The following is a 17,464-nucleotide window of genomic DNA, read 5'->3' as shown; positions in this document are numbered from 1 at the left end:
TCTGCGACTACGCTCGTCGCCATGTCTCGAATCGACGGTCGCACCCCCCGACAACTCCGCCCGGTCAGCATCGAACGCGGCTGGAGCAAGCACGCCGAGGGCTCCGTCCTCGTCTCCTTCGGCGACACCAAGGTCCTCTGCACGGCCTCCGTCACCGAAGGCGTACCCCGCTGGCGCAAGGGCAGCGGCGAAGGCTGGGTCACCGCCGAGTACGCCATGCTGCCCCGCGCCACCAACACCCGCGGCGACCGCGAGTCCGTCCGGGGCCGGATCGGCGGCCGCACCCACGAGATCAGCCGGCTCATCGGCCGCTCCCTGCGCGCCGTCGTCGACTACAAGGCACTCGGCGAGAACACCGTCGTCCTCGACTGCGACGTGCTCCAGGCCGACGGCGGCACCCGTACCGCCGCCATCACCGGCGCCTACGTCGCCCTCGCCGACGCCGTCGCCTGGGCCCAGGGCAAGAAGCTCGTCAAGGCCGGCCGCCAGCCGCTCACCGGCACCGTGTCGGCGGTCTCGGTCGGCATCGTCGGCACGGTACCGCTGCTCGACCTCTGCTACGAGGAGGACGTCCGCGCCGAGACCGACATGAACGTCGTCTGCACCGGCGACGGCCGCTTCGTCGAGGTACAGGGCACCGCCGAGGCCGAACCGTTCGCCCGCGAGGAGCTCAACTCCCTGCTGGACCTGGCCGTTTCCGGCTGCACGGAACTCGCCGGCCTGCAGCAGAAGGCCCTCGCCACCGTCCTGGAAAGGTAAAGGACGCGCCAAGAGAAGCGGCGGCCGGGGGCAACCCCGCCGCCCGCCTCCGCGTCCCTACGCATGCGGGCGCACGGCACACCACCGTGCGCCCGACCAGTACGGGGGCCCACCGGGCCCGGACGCAGGAGGGACCGCAGTCATGGCCGTGAGCCGGCGCCGCCGTAGCACCATCGCCGTCGCAGCACTGCTCGCCGCCGCGCTGACCGCGGGCATCACCACCGCGTGCGGCGCCGTCGACCGGGCACTGGACTGCGTCCAGACCGCCGACACCATCGCCGACAGCGTCACCGACCTCCAGCAGGCCGCGGAGAACGCCTCCGACGACCCCGGCCGGCTCGACGACTCCCTCGCCTCGATCGACAGGAACCTCGGCAAGATCGGCGACAGGACCGACAACACCGACGTCAACAAGGCGGTCGACGACCTCGGCAAAGCCGTCCGCAACGTCCGCACGGCGATCAGGAACGGCGATAACACCCCCGACGTCAGCCCGGTGACGGACGCGGCCGGCGAACTGACCAAGGTGTGCACCTCGTAGAAGACGGGCGCGGGCGAGGCGGGCGGGGCAACCGGAATACTGGCCCTCATGACGCGCTTGATCCTCGCCACCCGCAACCCCGGAAAAATCACCGAACTGAGGGCGATCCTCGCCGACGCAGGCCTGAACCACGAGCTGGTGGGAGCGGACGCCTACCCCGACATCCCCGACGTCAAGGAGACCGGCGTCACCTTCGCGGAGAACGCGCTGCTGAAGGCGCACACCCTGGCGCAGGCGACGGGCCTGCCCGCCGTCTCCGACGACTCCGGCCTCTGCGTCGACGTCCTGAACGGCGCGCCCGGCATCTTCTCCGCCCGCTGGGCCGGCCGCCACGGCGACGACAAGGCCAACCTGGACCTGCTGCTGGCCCAGCTGTCGGACATCGCGCCGGAACACCGCGCGGCCCACTTCGCGTGCGCGGCCGCACTCGCGCTCCCGGACGGCACCGAGCGCGTGGTCGAGGGCCGGCTGCGCGGCGTCCTGCGCCACACCCCCGCGGGCACGGGCGGCTTCGGCTACGACCCGATCCTGCAACCGGAGGGCGAGACACGCACCTGCGCGGAGCTGACCCCGGAGGAGAAGAACGCGATCAGCCACCGGGGGAAGGCGTTCCGGGCGCTGGTGCCGGTGGTGCGGGAGTTGCTGGGCTGAGACGCGGGGGCCGCCCAGGTTGGACGGCCCCGCTGCGCGTGCGGCCGATGGGAGTCGAACCCACATGGGCAAATGCCCCGAGGCACCTAAAACCTCTGCTTATACCATTCAGCAACGGCCGCGTGTGCCCGCTCATGCTACCGGGCACGCGCGCGGCGTCGGCCCCCGCCTCGACACCAGGTGCTGGTGATCGCGTGGCAGTTGGGCGGGGGCGCCGAGCCCCGCTTCGCCGCGACGGCACCTGGACGTGCGACGTATCGATGCCGTACGCCTCGATCCGACTGCTGATGTGCGTGTGGTGACCGCCGACCGCCTCGAGTCCGAGGTGGCGCAGGACCTCGTAGGTTCGTGGAAGCCGCTACCGCCCGCTCGAGGCTCTCTCGTCGACTTCACCCCCTCCCGCTCGAAGTGCGAGGTGTCCGCCCCGAGCCTCCTCATCCGCTCCTTGAGGCAGTCCCGTGTCGGGCTCTTCGGATCCACGCCCAATGCGTGCAACGCCTCCGACAACGTCCGCGCCCCCGAGCCGCCTCTGCCAGTCGCTCCTCGGTGTACGCGCTGGCCACCATCGAGACCCCTCCGCTCCCGGCCGCCCGTTCGCAGCCCGTACGGACGAACCGCTCATCGGACAGTCACGCCCGCGACGTGGAACGGCCCGTGCCGGGTCACCCCGGTACGGGCCGTTCAGCCGGCTGGGAGCAGGTGCTCAGGGGCTCAGATGCCCAGGTCCTTGATGATCTTCGCGACGTGGCCGGTCGCCCGGACGTTGTAGAGCGCCCGCTCGACCTTGCCCTCCTCGTCCACGATCACCGTGGAGCGGATGACGCCCAGGTACGTCTTGCCGTAGTTCTTCTTCTCGCCGTAGGCGCCGTAGGCCTCGGTGACGGTCTTCTCCGGGTCGGCCAGGAGCGTGACCTTCAAGGACTCCTTCTCGCGGAACTTCGCCAGTTTCTCGGGCTTGTCCGGCGAGATGCCGATGACGTCGTAGCCGGCGCCCGCCAGGACGTCCAGGTTGTCCGTGAAGTCGCAGGCCTGCTTGGTGCAGCCGGGCGTCAGGGCGGCGGGGTAGAAGTAGACGATGACTTTGCGGCCCCTGTGGGCCGACAGGGACACCTCGTTGCCGTCGGCGTCGGGGAGGGTGAAGTCGGGGGCCACGTCCCCGGGCTCGAGTCGCTCGCTCATCGGGCCAGCCTAACCGGGGGTCCTGACCGTGCGAGCGCGGGCGGAACTGACAGACTGTCCAGAACAAGCGGCATCACGTACCAGCTGACTTCGGAGGCCCTACGGTGGCGGACACGTCGGACACCAGAACCCCGGCGCAGATCGAGGCGGACATCAAGAGCCGCCGTGCAGTGCTGGCCGAGACGCTCGACGAGATCGGGGTGCGGGTGCACCCGAAGACGATCATGGGGGACGCCAGGGCCAGGGTCGTCTCCAACATCGATCACACGCTGGGCAGGGCCTACGTCGGGGCCAACAAGGTCGTGACCGACGTCAGGGCCCAGTTCGTCGACGAGGAGGGCGCGCCCCGGCTGGAGCGGATCGTGCCGGTCGCGGTCGTCGCCGTCGGACTCGTGGGTCTGCTCGCTCTCGGTACCACCCGGCGGCGCCGGAAGTGAGCGGGGACAGGTAGGTTCAGGAGCGTGAGCGCCAACAGAAACGAGCAGAGCACCCCGCAGCACGACAAGCTGCCCATCCGGATGCTGCACGACCGGGTTCTCGTGCGGCAGGAGACGGGCGAGGGCGAGCGGCGGTCGGGCGGGGGCATCCTGATTCCCGCCACGGCGGCGGTCGGGCGCCGGCTGGCCTGGGCCGAGGTCGTCGCCGTGGGGCAGAACGTGCGGACCGTGGAGCCCGGTGACCGGGTCCTGTTCGACCCGGAGGACCGGGCCGAGGTGGAGGTCCGGGGCGTGCCGTACGTGCTGATGCGCGAGCGCGATCTGCACGCCGTGGCCGCCGACCGTTTCGAGGGGTCGGAGGACACCACGGGCCTGTACCTGTAGCACCACGGGCCTGTACTTGTAGGGCGGCCGGTCCGCAGCCGTGGCCGAAGGGGCCGGTGACCCTCGTCGTCACCGGCCTCTTCGGCTGTTCTGCGTTCTTCCGGGTTCTTCGGGTTCTTCCGGGTTCTTCCGGCCTGGTTCCGTGTTCAGTGCTTGCGGGTGACCTGCGGGCCGCTCGTGCCCGTCGTCGTGCCGGCCGTGTCGGTTCCGGTGGTGGCGCCGCCGGTCGTGGTCCCGGTGGTGGTGCCGCCCGTCGTCGTGCCGCCGGTGTCGGTTCCGGTGGTGGTGCCGCCCGCGGTGGTCGTTCCGCCGTCGCCGGTGGTCCCGCCGTTCGTGGTGGTGCCGGTGGTGCCGTCCGTGGTGCCGCCCGTCGTGGGCGTCGGGCTGCCGGTGGTGCCGCCGTTGTCCTGGCCCTGGGTCTGGCCCTGGTCGTTCTGGCCGCCGGTGCTCGTGGTGCCGCCGTTGTCCTGGCCGCCGGTGCCCGGCTGCTGGGGCGGCTGGCTGGTGGCGGGCGGTGCGGTCTGGTCGGCGCCGGGCTGGAGCTGGAGGTCGAAGTCGTTCGCCGGCTTGTCCTTCAGGGCGTCCCGGGTGTACTGCGCCCAGATCTCGCCGGGCGGGCCGCCGCCGTTGACGCGCGGCAGGCCCATCGCGCCGTAGAGCGACTTGTGGTGGGCGGTCACCGGGTCCTGGCCCATCACGGAGACGACGGTCGCGAGGTCGGGGGTGTAGCCGGCGAACAGGGCGGCGGTGTCCTCCTCCGCGGTGCCGGTCTTGGCCGCGGCGGGGCGGTCGGCGGCCTGGGCGACGGTCGCGGTGCCGTTGTCGACGACGCTCTGCAGGACCGAGGTGGTGGTGTCGGCTGCCTCGCGGCTGACGGCCTGGCTGGTGCGCTGCTTGGGCAGCTCGACGTCCTTGCCGTTCTTGGTGAGCGAGTCGATCATCGTGTACGTGGCGCGCTCGCCGTGGTTGGCGAGCGTCGCGTACGCCTCCGCCATGTCCAGCACGCTGGCCCGGGAGACGCCGAGCGCGATGGACGGGGTGGGGGTCAGCTCCGGGGTGTCGGCGGGGATGCCGAGGTCGATCGCCGTCTGCTTGACCTTCGGCGCGCCGACGTCCACGGCCATCTGCGCGTACACCGCGTTGACGGACTTGTCGGTGGCGGTGCGCACGGTGATGTCGCCGTAGGAGACGTCGTCCTCGTTGGCGGGCGCGTAGCTGCCGCTCCAGCCCTGTACGGGGCGTTTGTTGGTGCCGTCGTAGTAGGTGTTCGGCGTGATGGTCTCGCCGTCCTGGGTCTCGGAGTGGTTCTGCAGGGCCGCGGCGAGCACGAAGGGCTTGAAGGTGGAGCCGACCTGGAAGTCCTCGCGGGTCGCGCCGTTGGTGTACTGCTTGACGTAGTCGATGCCGCCGTACATCGCGACGACCTTGCCGGTCTTCGGGTCGACGGAGGCGCCGCCCGCGCGGACGTACTTGTCGACCTTGTTGTGCTTCTTGTCGAGCTTGGACATCACCTTGTCGTTCACCGCCTTCACGAAGGCGTCCTGCTTGCTCTTCTGCAGGGTGGTGGTGATGCGGTAGCCGCCCCGGTCGAGCTCGTCGGCGGTGACGATCTTGTTCTTGGTGAGGTAGTCCTTGACGGCGTTGACGATGTAGCCGCGCTGCCCGGACATGCCCGTGGAGGCGGTCTGCTGCTTCGGCGTCGGGAACTTCAGGCCCGCCCGCTTCGCCTCGGTCAGCCAGCCCTTCTTGACCATGCCGTCCAGGACGTAGTTCCAGCGGGCCACGGCCGCGGCCTTGTTCTCGGGGTGGGCGACGACGTCGTACTCGCTGGGCGCGTTGACCAGGGCGGCGAGGTAGGCGGCGTGGGCGGCGTCGAGGTCGGTGGCGTCCTGGCCGTAGTAGGCCTGGGCGGCGGCCTGGATGCCGTAGGCGTTGCGGCCGAAGTAGCTGGTGTTGAGGTAGCCCTGGAGGATCTGGTCCTTGGACTTCTCCCGGTCCAGCTTCATCGCGATGAAGAACTCCTTCACCTTGCGGGTGACGGTCTGTTCCTGGCCGAGGTAGTAGTTCTTGACGTACTGCTGGGTGATGGTCGAGCCGGACTGCCTGCCCTTGCCGGTGGCGGTGTTCCAGGCGGCGCGCACCATGGCCTTGGGGTCGACGGCGGACTCGGAGTAGAAGTCGCGGTCCTCGGCGGCCAGTACGGCGTGCTGGGCGGCCTTGGAGACGTGGGCGAGTGTGACGTTCTCCCGGTTGACGTCGCCGTCGCGGGCGATCTGGGAGCCGTCCGCGTAGAGGTAGACGTTGGCCTGTTTGGTGGCGAGGGCGTTGGCCGGCGGGATCTTGACCAGCGAGTAGCCGAGGTAGAACAGGCCGATCAGCAGCAGGACGCCGATGACGAAGGTGCCCAGCACCATGCGCCAGGTCGGGATCAGCCGCCGCCAGCCCGTCCTCCTCGGACGCTTCGGCTTGCCCTCGCCGCCCCCCGGGGCCTCGGCCGCCTGCGGCTGTGTCGGTGCCCGGCCCTGGTCGGGCTGGTGCGGCTGCGGCTCGTCGCTCATGTCGTGTACCGGACTCCTGTTTCGCGTCGTACGTTGCTGTACGCCCTCGTACGCCTTCTGCGCCCCCTCTTGAAGACTCTTGCACCATGCGTTCCGTTCCCGGATCGCGGCACGCGTTGGGCCGCGAAAACGCGTGGCGTACGTCACGGCCGGCGGGCTAGGCTCCTGCGCTTCGGTGTCGAACGGTCCGGGAGGTTGACCGACGTGGGCTCGGGACGGTTGTACGCGGCCGTCGCGGTGGGCGGTTTCCGACGGTACGCGACGTATCGGACGGCCACGGCGGCGGGGGTGTTCACCAACACCGTCTTCGGGCTCATCCTCGTCTACACGTATCTGGCGCTGTGGCGGGAGAAGCCGCACCTCGGGGGGTACGACCAGGCGCAGGCGGTCACGTACGTGTGGCTCGGGCAGTGCCTGTTCGCGACGCTCGCCATCCAGGGCGGGGGGTTCGAGAAGGATCTGATGGCCCGCATCCGCACCGGGGAGATCGCGGTCGACCTGTACCGGCCGGCCGACCTGCAGTTGTGGTGGCTGGCGAGCGACTTGGGGCGTTCGGTGTTCCAGATGCTGGGGCGGGGCGTGATCCCGTTCGCGTTCGGCGCGCTGTTCTTCCCGATGGCGCTGCCCGTCGACGTCACGACCTGGGCGGCGTTCCTGGTCGCCGTCGTACTGGCGATGCTCGTCAGTTTCGGCATCCGCTATCTGGCGGCGCTGAGCGTGTTCTGGCTGCTCGACGGCATGGGCGTCAACCAGGTCCTGATGATCACGGGTGTCTTCTTCTCGGGCATGGTGCTGCCGCTCAACGCCTTCCCCGGTGCTCTCGGCGGGATCGTCCGGGTGCTGCCCTGGGCGGCGCAGCTGCAGATGCCGGCCGACGTGCTGATGGGCGAGGCCGATCCGCTGCGGGCGTACGCCTTCCAGGCGGTGTGGGCGGTGGTGCTGCTGGCCGCGGGGCGGCTGCTGCAGTCGGCGGCGACGCGACGGGTGGTGGTGCAGGGTGGCTGACCGCGATCGCCTGCGGGCGGGGGTGCGGGTGGCTGACGGCGATCGCCTGCGGGTGGGGATGCGGGTGGCTGACGGCGATCGCCTGCGGGTGGGGATGCGGGTGGCTGACCGCGATCGCCTGCGGGCGGGGGTGCGGGCCTATGCGCTGATCGCCGGGATGTGGGTGCGCTCCTCGCTGGCGTACCGCACGTCCTTCCTGGTCACGGTGTGCGGAAACCTGCTGGTGACCTGCCTGGACTTCGTCGGGATCCTGCTGATGTTCTCGCAGGTGGACTCGCTCGGCGGCTGGACGCTGCCCGAGATCGCCTTCCTGTACGGCCTGTCGGTGACGTCGTTCGGGATCGCGGATCTGCTGCTGGGCTCGATGGACGTGCTGGGCGCCCGGATCCGCGACGGCTCCTTCGACACCCTGCTGGTGCGGCCGGCGCCGGTGCTCGCGCAGATCGGCGCGGACCGCTTCGCGCTGCGCCGGCTGGGCCGGATCGTGCAGGGCACGCTGGTGCTGGGCTGGGCGCTGGCGTCGGTCGACGTGGCCTGGAGTGCGGCGAAGGTGCTGCTGGTGCCGGTGGTGCTGGGCAGCGGCGCGGTGATCTTCTGCGCGGTGTTCGTGGCGGGGGCGGCCTTCCAGATCGTGGCGCAGGACGCGGCCGAGGTGCAGAACGCCTTCACCTACGGCGGCACCACGCTGCTGCAGTACCCGCCGACGGTCTTCGGCAAGGACTTCGTGCGCGGGGTGACGTGTCTGCTGCCGCTGGCCTTCGTCAACTGGGTGCCGGCCTGCTACGTGCTGGGGCGGCCGTACCCGCTTCGGCTGCCCTCCTGGGCGGCCTTCGGGTCGCCGCTGGTGGCGCTGGTGTGCTGTGTCCTGGCCGGCCTGGCGTGGCGGGCGGGCCTCGGGTCGTATCGGAGTACGGGGAGTTGAGCGTGGCGGTGTACACCGGCCCGGAGCGGGCACTGATCGAGCTCGACGGCGTGGAGAAGGTCTTCGACGTGCGCCGCAGGACGGGGTTCCTCAGACGGGAGCGGCGCGAGGTGCGGGCCGTCGACTCCCTGTCCTTCACGGTGGCGCGCGGTGAGATGGTCGGCTACATCGGGCCGAACGGCGCCGGCAAGTCGACGACGATCAAGATGCTCACCGGCATCCTGACACCGAGCGGCGGCCGGCTGCGGGTGGCGGGCATCGACCCGTCCCGGGAGCGGCTGCGGCTCGCGCACCGTATCGGGGTGGTGTTCGGGCAGCGCACGACGCTGTGGTGGGACCTGCCGCTGATCGACTCCTACAAGCTGATGCACCGCATGTACCGCATCCCCGGCGCCCGTTACCGCGAGAACCTCGAGCGCTGCGTCGAACTGCTGGACCTGGCCGACCTGCTGGAGGTGCCGGTACGGCAGCTCTCGCTCGGGCAGCGGATGCGCGGGGACATCGCGGCGGCGCTGCTGCACGACCCGGAGGTGCTCTACCTCGACGAGCCGACGATCGGCCTGGACGTGATCTCGAAGGCCAAGGTGCGGGGGTTCCTGCGTGAGTTGAACGCCGAGCGGGGAACCACGGTCCTGCTGACGACGCACGACCTGCAGGACATCGAGCAGCTGTGCTCGCGGGTGATGGTCATCGACCACGGACGGCTGATGTACGACGGCGCGCTCGCCGGGCTGCACGAGGTGGGGGAGAGCGAGCGGACGCTGGTGGTGGACCTGGAGCGGGAGCTGCCGCCGATCGACGCGGCGCCGGCCCGGGTGGTGAGGGTGGAGGGGCCGCGGCAGTGGCTGGCGTTCCCGGCCGGGCGGTCGGCGGCCGCGCTGGTGGCGCGGATCGCGGCGGAGTATCCGCTGGCGGACCTCTCGGTGCGGGAGCCGGACATCGAGGACGTGATCGCCCGGATGTACGCGGGAGCCGTTCCCGGGCGGGCGGAGAAAGCGGTCTCGTAGCCTCCGGCACGGTGAACTCGTAGGCTGCTGTCCATGACCGATGACGCCGCAGTCCCCGACCTCCGGGCATCCGACGCCGACCGTGAGCGAGTCGCCGAGGTCCTGCGGGACGCCCTCGCGGAGGGCCGGCTCGACATGGCGGAGTTCGAGGAGCGGCTGGAGGCCACCTACCGGGCGCGGACGTACGGCGAGCTGACGCCCATCACCCGCGATCTGCCGGTCGGCGGGGTCGCGCCGCCCCATGTGTCGCTGACCAAGGAGCCCCCACAGGACGGGAGTTGGGCGGGCCGGATCGTCGGCGGCGAGGGGAGCTCGTCGTGGGGGGTCGCCGTGCTGTCGGGGTTCGAGCGCCGGGGCCGCTGGACCGTGCCCAAGCGGTTCACCTGCTTCACCTTCATGGGCGGCGGTGAGCTCGACCTGCGGGAGGCGAACTTCGCCGACCGGGAGGTGGAGATCACCTGCGTCGCGGTCATGGGCGGGGTGAACGTCATCGTGCCGCCCGGCGTGGAGGTCGTCGTCCGCGGTATCGGGATCATGGGCGGGTTCGACCACCGGGAGTCGGGTGTGCCCGGGGAGCCCGGGGCGCCACGCGTGATCGTCAACGGGTTCGCCTTCTGGGGCGGCGTGGGTGTCGAGCGCAAGCTGACCCGGGAGGAGCGGCGCCGGCTGAAGGAGGAGCGCCGCCAGGAGAAGCTGGAGCGCCGGGCCTCGGTGCGGGAGCTGCAGCAGGACTACCGCGAGGACGTGCGCGAGGCGCACCGCGGCATGCTGGAGGACCACCGCGATCTGCTGCGCGAGCGGCACGAGGACCGCAGGGAGCGGCTCGAGGAGCGGCGCGAGCGGCAGCGGGAGCGCCGGCGGGAGCGGGACAGGCGCCGGTACGGCGACCGCTGACGCGACCGGCTTCGTACCGACCGCCCCCATAGCGGCTCCGTACCGCCGCCGTACCGCGCTCCCGTAGCCGCTTCACACGGCCGCCGTACCGCCGCCGTAGCGGCTCCGTACCGGCTCTGTACCGCCTTCGCACCGCTCACACCGGCTCACACCGGCTCACACCGGAGTTCATGACGAGCCCCCTTCCGACAGACGCCGGGAACTCTCGTTCCGTTCCGGGAGTCGGTCAGGAAGGGACAATGTGTGCAGGGGATCGCGAACGGGTGGAGTGGATGGAACGCACGAATCGTGAACATGTGGGTGAGCGTGCCCTGGCCGAGCACCCCCGCCCGGCCGCCGCGGACGACCGGAAGGCGCCCGCGGCGGCCGTGCGCGCGATGACGACCTTCAGCGCCGCGGACCAGGAGAAGCAGCGCGGGGTGCGCCGGATGAAGCTCACCGCGACCGGGCTGCTGCTGTTCGTGGCGCTGGTGTACGTCCTCGCCAAGTGGGCGGAGAACTCCGGCGCCGGCGCCTGGGCGGGTTATGTAGCGGCGGCCTCCGAGGCCGGCATGGTCGGCGCGCTCGCCGACTGGTTCGCCGTCACCGCCCTCTTCCGCCGGCCCCTCGGCCTGCCCATCCCGCACACGGCGATCATCCCCACGAAGAAGGACCAGCTGGGCGTCTCCCTGGGCGAGTTCGTCGGCGAGAACTTCCTCTCGGAGGACGTCGTACGGCAGCGTCTGCGCGCCGTCGGCATCGGCAGCCGGCTCGGCGCCTGGCTGGCGGAACCCGAGCACGCGGACCGTGTGACGGCCGAGCTGTCGGCCGCGCTGCGGGGCGCGCTGACCGTGCTGCGCGACTCGGACGTGCAGGCGGTGGTCGGCGAGGCGATCACCCGGCGCGCGGACGCCCAGGAGATCGCGCCCGGCATCGGCAAGATGCTGGAGAAGGTCGTCGCCGACGGCGGCCACAAGCGTGTCGTCGACCTGGTCGTCGCGCGGGCGCACGACTGGCTGGTCTGGCACGACACCGAGATCATGGACGCCGTCCAGGGCGGCGCCCCCGGCTGGACCCCCCGGTTCGTCGACAAGAAGGTCGGCGAGCGGGTCTACAAGGAGCTGCTGCGCTTCGTCACCGAGATGCGCGACATGCCCTCCCACCCGGCCCGCGGCGCCGTGGACCGTTTCCTCGGCGACTTCGCCTCCGACCTGCAGTCCGACACGGACACGCGCGCGCGGGTCGAGCGGCTGAAGGGCGAGGTGCTGGGCCGCGGCGAGGTGCAGGACCTGATCGCGTCCGCTTGGACCGCCGTCCGCTCGATGGTCGTCTCGGCGGCCGAGGACGAGCGCAGCGAGCTGCGGCTGCGTGTGCGGGCCTCGCTGCTGTCGCTGGGGGCCAGGATGGCCGTGGACCCCAGGGTGCAGGGCAAGGTGGACCGCTGGGTGGAGGGCGCCGCGGTGTATGTCGTCACCACCTACCGCAAGGAGATCACCTCCCTCATCACGGACACGGTGGCGGGCTGGGACGCCGAGCACACGACGCGGAAGATCGAGGCGCACATCGGCCGCGACCTCCAGTTCATCCGGATCAACGGCACGGTGGTCGGTTCGCTGGCGGGCCTGCTGATCTACACGGTGTCGCGGGCGCTGGGGGCGTAGCGAGCGCGTAATCCGGCCTCCCACGGGCACCCGATCGGGGTTCCGCTCATATGAGGAGGGAGCCCATGACAACCGCCGAGGCCGAAACCGGCCGCACCGTCACCACCGACATCCCCGCCCGCCTGGACCGTCTTCCCTGGTCGCGATGGCACTGGACGATCGTCATCGGGCTCGGGACCGTGTGGATCCTCGACGGCCTGGAAGTCACGGTCGTCGGCAACATCGCCAGCCGTCTGTCGGAGTCCGGCAGCGGTCTGCCCATCACCTCCGGAGAGGTCACCGGCATCGCGGCCGCGCTGTATGTGACGGGAGCGTGTGCCGGTGCCCTGTTCTGGGGCCGGCTGACCGACCGCTTCGGGCGGAAGAAGCTGTTCATGATCACCCTGGCGGTGTACCTGGCGGCCACCGCCCTGACCGCCGTGTCGTTCTCCACCTGGTGGTTCTTCGCCTTCCGGTTCCTGACCGGCTTCGGCATCGGCGGTGAGTACGCGGCGATCAACTCCGCGATCGACGAGCTCATCCCGGCGTTCCACCGCGGCCGGGTGGACCTGATCATCAACGGCAGTTTCTGGCTGGGCGCGGTCGGCGGCTCGCTGCTGTCGATCGTCGCGCTGGACACCGCCATCTTCCCCAAGGACGTGGGCTGGCGGCTGACGTTCGCGCTGGGCGCGGTGCTGGCCCTGGTCATCCTCCTCGTACGACGCCACGTCCCGGAGAGTCCACGGTGGCTGCTGATCCACGGCAGGGACCGCGAGGCCGAGCGGATCGTCAGCTCGATCGAGGAGCGCGTGGAGCAGGAGACGGGGCAGCCGCTGGACCGTCCCGAGGGTGAGCTGACGATCCACCAGCGGCGCAGTGTGAAGTTCACCGAGATCGCGCGGACGCTGTTCTCCGACTACCGCAGGCGCTCGGTGCTGGGCTTCTCGCTCTTCATCGGCCAGGCGTTCCTCTACAACGCGATCACCTTCGGCTTCGGCGCGATCCTGACCAAGTTCTTCGACGTGCCGACCGGCGACACCGGCTACTACTTCGTCGTCATCGCGATCGGCAACTTCTGCGGTCCGCTCCTGCTGGGCAAGCTGTTCGACACGGTCGGGCGCCGGGTGATGATCTCCGGCACGTACCTGCTCTCGGGCCTGCTGCTGTTCGGCACGGCGTACCTCTTCGACCGCGGCTCCCTGAGCGCGGTCACGCTCACCGCGTGCTGGTGCGCGGTCCTCTTCTTCGCGTCGGCCGGCGCGTCCAGCGCCTACCTGACCGTCTCCGAGGTCTTCCCCATGGAGACCCGGGCGATGTCGATCGCCTTCTTCTACGCCCTCGGCACGGCGGCCGGCGGCATCAGCGGCCCGCTGCTGTTCTCCGACCTCACCAGCACGGGCAAGGTCGGCGACACGGTCCTGGCCTTCCAGATCGGCGCGGGCCTGATGGTCGCGGCGGGCCTGGTGGCGGCACTGCTGGCGGTCCGGGCGGAACGCCGCTCCCTGGAGGACATCGCCAAGCCCCTCACCGCGGCGGCGGGCTCCCTACGGGGCAAGGGCGGCCGGGAGTCGGGTTCCAGCCCGGCCACGGCGTAGTCCGACTGCCCCACTGCCCGGTTCCGCCGGACTTCCCGGGTGCCGGGTTGCCCGGCTTTCCGGGCGCCGGGCTGCCGGACCTTCCGGGCGCCCGGCCGTCGGACTTCCCGCACTTCCCGGCCGCCGGACGTCCCGGCCGCCGAGCCGCCGGACTTCCCGGCCGCCGGGCCGTCGGACGTTCCGAGCGCCGGGCCGCCCGCCCTTCGTACTGCTGCAGCGGCTGGTGCCTGCCGGTGGTCGGTTGTGCTGCCCGCCTGTGCACTGCGGCAGGAGGCGCACTGTGCGGCCGGGTGCGCCCGGCCTTCGCACTGCGGCATGGGCGCCCGCCCGTCAGTGCCGGGCCGCACCCTGTCCCGCCCCCGCCCCCGCCCCCGCCCCTGCCCCGTCCCGCGACGACGGTCAGGCGCGCCGGTCGGCCACCGCCCAGGACGCCAGCGCCACAGCCCCGGCCACCCCGAACACGGCGGGCCACGCCCCCACCTTCTTGGCCAGGGGATGCGACGCCCCGAAGGCGGCGACATACGCCCCGCTCAACGCGCCCGCGGCCGCCCCACCGGCCCGCTCCCGCCACTGCGCCGCCGCCGCGACGCCCGCCGCGGCCAGCACCACCCCGCCCAGCTCCCGCTTCCTGGTCCACCGGGCGACGCCGTACCCGCCGACAAGCCCGCCCGCGGCCACCACCGCGCTGGGAACCCTGGCCATGCCTGCCTCCTGCCGTTCTGACTGATCCGCTCCGAGGCTAACTCCCACCCGGCGACCCGCCGTACCTGAGCCGAGGCTTGTCAACTTTCCTCCACCGCGCTATATAAGAAGCCGTAGGGCATCGCACCTCAGCACCTGGAAGAGAGGAGTGACCCGTGATGCTCATGCGTACCGACCCGTTCCGCGAATTCGACCGCCTCGCGCAGCAGGTTCTCGGCTCCAACGTCCGCCCCGCGGCCATGGCGATGGACGCCTACCGGTCCGGGGACGACTTCATCGTCCACTTCGACCTCCCCGGCATCGACCCGGAGACGATCGAGCTGGACGTCGAGCGCAACGTCCTGAACGTCCGGGCCGAGCGCCGCAACCCCGCCCCCGAGGGCGCGGAGATGATCGTCGCCGAACGCCCGACGGGCAGCTTCACCCGCCAGCTCTTCCTCGGCGAGACCCTCGACACGGAGCGCATCGACGCCGCGTACGACGCCGGCGTGCTGACCCTGCGCATCCCGGTGGCCGAACAGGCCAAGCCGCGCCGCATCCAGATCACGGGTGGCGGCGACCGCAAGCAGATCACCTGACAGCCCGGAGAACACCGGCACTTCACGGCACTTCAGTTCACTTCACTTCACTCCACTTCACGGCGAGCGTCCCGCAGCTCCGACCGCGCCGCGCGGCCGGGCCTGCGGGACGCGGCGGATCCGCCCCCGGGAAACGGTGAGGGGCGGGTCGGCGTGCACCTGCGCGCCCCGTAGACGGGCAGGCCTGGTTTGCACCGGCCCGACGACAGTCAGTCAGGGCTCGCACCTGGTCTTCACGGCGATGACCGGCTTCGGGGCCGGTCTGCTCTGGCGCGCACGGGGCCGGCTGCGCCTGCTCTGTGCGCTCCCCATCACGGCTGCGGCGGCGTACCACACACTGAACAACTACGTCGTACGCCACCCGGCGAGCCCAGCCGCGAACTGGCTCGAGCCGCTCGACAGTCACGCCTGGGCGGTCCCGCTCGGGTGCCTCGGCCTCGCCGTCCTCGTCGACCTGCGCCAACTCCACCACGGCAAGCGCACGGTGCCGGGAGTGCTGCTCACCTCCGAACGCGCCGACGGCGACAGCCCGGCGGCCCTGCTGCGCTACGCGACCTGGCGCCCGCCATGGAGCCTGCGGATCGCCCTCCGATACGTCGGCTTACGGCGCTCCTTGCTCTACGCCACGGCGTCGGCGGGGCCGGCTGCCACCGAGGAACTGCGCGTCGCCGTGGCCGCCGTCACGTCCCGGATGGACGCGTCCGACAACCAGCAGGCCTGGCGGTCCCTCGACCTCCGCGCCCTGCTGAACGCGGCGCGGTCCGCCCGCCGGGCCCGTCGCCGATGGCTGGTGCTGATCCCCTGCGTACTCGTCCTGCCGTCCTTGCTGTTCCTCGGCGTCGGCTCGTTCACCTCCACCGCGGCCCTCCAGAAGTTCTTCAGCACGGGTCCGGGCCCGAAGATCCTGCTGGGCTTCGGCACGGCGGCTCTGGCCTGGATCGTGTACCAGCTCACCACGCTGCTCCGGACCTGGGGGCCGGCGGCGGCCCAGCCCATGGGTGAGGCCCTGGCAGCCCACCGCTTCCGTCTTGGCACCGCCCTGGGCGCGGCCACCACCGGCACCTTCCTGCTGCCGCGCGCCCTGGGCGGCGCGGGCCCCGCCGCGCCCACGATCCGCACGTACCACCTCCTGGACGCCCTGAACAACTTCCTCGCCTACCTGGGCTTCGCCCTCCTGCTGCTCTCCCTCCTGGCCCTGTTCCCGCCGGGAGGCCTGGCGCTGGCGGGAGGCGGAGCGCTGGGTGCCCTCACAGCGGAAGCCGCCCTCAACGCGGGCTTGCTGGGCACGGCCGGGCTGGTCCTCATGGGCCTGGGCGCGTCGAACGGCTCGGGCAAGGACTACAACGCGTGGCCCAGGAGAAGGCCGACCCGTCAGCGGCGTCCGGGTACCGCGTCCTGACTTCGTTCCCTACGCCCTAACACCCATGCTTGGAGAGCACCATGAGTCAGGCGCCTCCGCCTGAGTGGCGGTTCGACGAACTCAGCTACCTGCTGAACGCCTACACACATACGGGCTACGCGTTCTCGGACACGCCGGATGTTCCAGGCCCCGGCCTGGCCTCCTACCTGAGACTCGCCGCTCGCGAACCGCACCGTGCCGCAGCGGCCGTACGGGAGATTGACGACTTGCTTTCCGTCGGCCTCTTCTCGGACGAGATCGCAGACGAGGTGGAAGAACTTCCCCACATCCAACCTCCGACGGGGACCATCGTGGAGGATTGCCTGCGCATTGTCAGGAGCCATCTCGTCCGGTTGCTGCAGGATCCTTCGGGTGTGCCGCAAACGAACCCGCAGAACGCCTGGGAATGGAATCATCGATTCCCGGAGCTGAGCTAGTTGCTCGGGGCATACTTCCATCGGGACTTCTCATACGTCTACGATTCCTACGACGAGGCTCTGGACGAGTATCTCAGCGCCGCCGCACCCGAAGAACGTGCACAGGCAATTCAGGAGATCGGTGAACTGCTGGCCATGGTGTCTTCGGATGAAGAACTCCACACCGCAACCACTGCGCTGGGACTCGACCTCCTGCCCCCGGACGGTTTGTCGCACCGCGAATGGCTGCAGCAGATCCGCCGAAGGATCACCGCAGCTCCTTAGGTCCCCTGCACCTGCTTGACGTACCGATGGCAGGGAACAGAAATGGGCCCGTCGGGCCCCTCCGCCGGATAGTCGAACGCCCCCTCGTCGACCCAGTCTTCCCGCTCGTAGAACCGTCGCGCACGAGCGTTTCCGGTAACCACGGCCAGCCAGACCCGACCGTGCCCCTGCTCCCGACCGAGCCGTTCGGCATACGCCAGCAGCGCACCAGCCACGCCCGCACCACGATGGGCCGCCGACACGTACAGTTGCTCCACCTCGTCCCCGACCACCATGACGAACCCCGCGACGGCTCCATCGACAACGGCGACCGTCGTGTCGGCGACCCGCTCGCCGGCCCGGACCGCGAACGACTCAGGCGTCCGGACGGCAACCAGTTCGCCGGGCACGTGCCCGAGGTGACCGTCGCGCCATCCGTCACGCCAGATCGCCGCGACGGCCTCGGCGTCGGCGGGGTCCGCGGGTCGGAGGGCGATCGGCTGAAGGTCGGGTCCGGGCATGGACCGAGACTAGCCAACCGCCTTCTCGCAGGA

19 protein-coding genes, 1 tRNA gene and 1 pseudogene are annotated in these 17,464 nt (G+C 70.9%); 15 read left to right on the top strand and 6 right to left on the bottom strand.

Translation table 11 applies throughout. From position 1 onward, the window contains the following. The first annotated feature begins 21 nt into the window (after positions 1–21). The 3 genes from rph (at position 22) to rdgB (ending at position 1,951) form a co-directional block, all read left to right on the top strand. Positions 22–759, top strand: a complete 738-nt coding sequence (gene rph, locus ACJ9NR_RS15220; RefSeq protein WP_412488099.1) for a ribonuclease PH — start codon at positions 22–24, stop codon at positions 757–759. Positions 760–901: 142 nt separating this feature from the next. Beyond that, positions 902–1,300 carry a hypothetical protein gene (locus ACJ9NR_RS15215; protein WP_412488098.1) on the top strand — a complete coding sequence of 133 codons (399 nt, stop codon included), beginning with the start codon at positions 902–904 and terminating at the stop codon, positions 1,298–1,300. A gap of 48 nt (positions 1,301–1,348) precedes the next feature. Continuing rightward, on the top strand, positions 1,349–1,951 hold the full coding sequence (gene rdgB / locus ACJ9NR_RS15210) for an RdgB/HAM1 family non-canonical purine NTP pyrophosphatase (RefSeq protein ID WP_412488097.1): 603 nt from the start codon (positions 1,349–1,351) through the stop codon (positions 1,949–1,951). 39 nt (positions 1,952–1,990) lie between these two features. Here rdgB and ACJ9NR_RS15205 read toward each other — a convergent pair. The 3 genes and pseudogenes from ACJ9NR_RS15205 to bcp all read right to left on the bottom strand — a co-directional run bounded on the left by ACJ9NR_RS15205 (position 1,991) and on the right by bcp (position 3,130). Beyond that, a tRNA-Leu gene (locus tag ACJ9NR_RS15205) sits at positions 1,991–2,073 on the bottom strand. A 104-nt stretch (positions 2,074–2,177) separates the two neighbouring features. Further along, positions 2,178–2,517 (bottom strand): annotated as a pseudogene (locus ACJ9NR_RS15200) (HNH endonuclease); the annotation flags it as partial. 145 nt (positions 2,518–2,662) lie between these two features. Next, a complete protein-coding gene (gene bcp / locus ACJ9NR_RS15195) occupies positions 2,663–3,130 on the bottom strand; it encodes a thioredoxin-dependent thiol peroxidase (protein WP_412488096.1) in 468 nt (155 codons plus the stop codon). A 104-nt stretch (positions 3,131–3,234) separates the two neighbouring features. Between bcp and ACJ9NR_RS15190 the strand changes: the two genes are divergently transcribed. Further along, positions 3,235–3,567 (top strand): DUF3618 domain-containing protein, encoded by a 333-nt coding sequence (locus ACJ9NR_RS15190; protein ID WP_412488095.1) that lies wholly within the window; start codon positions 3,235–3,237, stop codon positions 3,565–3,567. 24 nt (positions 3,568–3,591) lie between these two features. Next, positions 3,592–3,951 (top strand): GroES family chaperonin, encoded by a 360-nt coding sequence (locus tag ACJ9NR_RS15185; RefSeq protein ID WP_412488094.1) that lies wholly within the window; start codon positions 3,592–3,594, stop codon positions 3,949–3,951. 146 nt (positions 3,952–4,097) lie between these two features. On the opposite strand, the gene ACJ9NR_RS15180 is transcribed toward ACJ9NR_RS15185, so the two are convergent. Continuing rightward, positions 4,098–6,509, bottom strand: a complete 2,412-nt coding sequence (locus ACJ9NR_RS15180; RefSeq protein ID WP_412488093.1) for a transglycosylase domain-containing protein — start codon at positions 6,507–6,509, stop codon at positions 4,098–4,100. A gap of 204 nt (positions 6,510–6,713) precedes the next feature. On the opposite strand from ACJ9NR_RS15180, the gene ACJ9NR_RS15175 reads away from it, so the two are divergent. From ACJ9NR_RS15175 to ACJ9NR_RS15150, 6 genes are all read left to right on the top strand, one after another. Next, a complete protein-coding gene (locus ACJ9NR_RS15175; RefSeq protein ID WP_412488839.1) occupies positions 6,714–7,514 on the top strand; it encodes an ABC transporter permease in 801 nt (266 codons plus the stop codon). Between the two features lie 94 nt (positions 7,515–7,608). Continuing rightward, positions 7,609–8,436: an ABC transporter permease gene (locus ACJ9NR_RS15170; protein ID WP_412488838.1), complete on the top strand. Its 828-nt coding sequence runs from the start codon at positions 7,609–7,611 to the stop codon at positions 8,434–8,436. Beyond that, positions 8,433–9,443 (top strand): ABC transporter ATP-binding protein, encoded by a 1,011-nt coding sequence (locus ACJ9NR_RS15165; RefSeq protein WP_412488092.1) that lies wholly within the window; start codon positions 8,433–8,435, stop codon positions 9,441–9,443. Before ACJ9NR_RS15170 ends, ACJ9NR_RS15165 begins: the two co-directional genes overlap by 4 nt. 33 nt (positions 9,444–9,476) lie before the next feature. Then, a complete protein-coding gene (locus ACJ9NR_RS15160) occupies positions 9,477–10,337 on the top strand; it encodes a DUF1707 SHOCT-like domain-containing protein (protein ID WP_412488091.1) in 861 nt (286 codons plus the stop codon). A gap of 239 nt (positions 10,338–10,576) precedes the next feature. Next, positions 10,577–11,977 carry a DUF445 domain-containing protein gene (locus ACJ9NR_RS15155; protein WP_412488090.1) on the top strand — a complete coding sequence of 467 codons (1,401 nt, stop codon included), beginning with the start codon at positions 10,577–10,579 and terminating at the stop codon, positions 11,975–11,977. Between the two features lie 65 nt (positions 11,978–12,042). Further along, positions 12,043–13,551, top strand: coding sequence for an MFS transporter (locus ACJ9NR_RS15150; protein ID WP_412488089.1), 1,509 nt, complete (start codon positions 12,043–12,045; stop codon positions 13,549–13,551). Between the two features lie 399 nt (positions 13,552–13,950). Here the strand turns inward: ACJ9NR_RS15150 and ACJ9NR_RS15145 are convergent, their stop codons facing one another. After that, a complete protein-coding gene (locus ACJ9NR_RS15145) occupies positions 13,951–14,253 on the bottom strand; it encodes a hypothetical protein (protein WP_412488088.1) in 303 nt (100 codons plus the stop codon). A gap of 158 nt (positions 14,254–14,411) precedes the next feature. On the opposite strand from ACJ9NR_RS15145, the gene ACJ9NR_RS15140 reads away from it, so the two are divergent. From ACJ9NR_RS15140 to ACJ9NR_RS15125, 4 genes are all read left to right on the top strand, one after another. Further along, entirely contained in the window at positions 14,412–14,831 is a 420-nt protein-coding gene (locus ACJ9NR_RS15140; protein ID WP_412488837.1) for an Hsp20/alpha crystallin family protein, read from the top strand. Between the two features lie 241 nt (positions 14,832–15,072). Continuing rightward, a complete protein-coding gene (locus ACJ9NR_RS15135) occupies positions 15,073–16,230 on the top strand; it encodes a hypothetical protein (RefSeq protein ID WP_412488087.1) in 1,158 nt (385 codons plus the stop codon). 41 nt (positions 16,231–16,271) lie between these two features. Further along, the gene (locus tag ACJ9NR_RS15130; RefSeq protein ID WP_412512696.1) at positions 16,272–16,667 is read left to right on the top strand and encodes a hypothetical protein; all 396 of its coding nucleotides are present in this window, start codon (positions 16,272–16,274) and stop codon (positions 16,665–16,667) included. Next, entirely contained in the window at positions 16,668–16,931 is a 264-nt protein-coding gene (locus ACJ9NR_RS15125; RefSeq protein ID WP_412488085.1) for a contact-dependent growth inhibition system immunity protein, read from the top strand. On the opposite strand, the gene ACJ9NR_RS15120 is transcribed toward ACJ9NR_RS15125, so the two are convergent. Then, complete coding sequence (locus ACJ9NR_RS15120; protein ID WP_412488084.1) at positions 16,928–17,431, bottom strand: GNAT family N-acetyltransferase; 504 nt, start codon at positions 17,429–17,431, stop codon at positions 16,928–16,930. The two genes, ACJ9NR_RS15125 and ACJ9NR_RS15120, sit on opposite strands and share 4 nt — an antisense overlap. Positions 17,432–17,464 lie beyond the last annotated feature (33 nt).

Origin of the sequence: Streptomyces sediminimaris, assembly GCF_047049295.1 — a bacterium.
Taxonomy (GTDB): domain Bacteria; phylum Actinomycetota; class Actinomycetes; order Streptomycetales; family Streptomycetaceae; genus Streptomyces; species Streptomyces sediminimaris.
The sequence above is the reverse complement of the archived record's forward strand: the minus strand, read 5'-3'. Positions and strand labels throughout refer to the sequence as shown.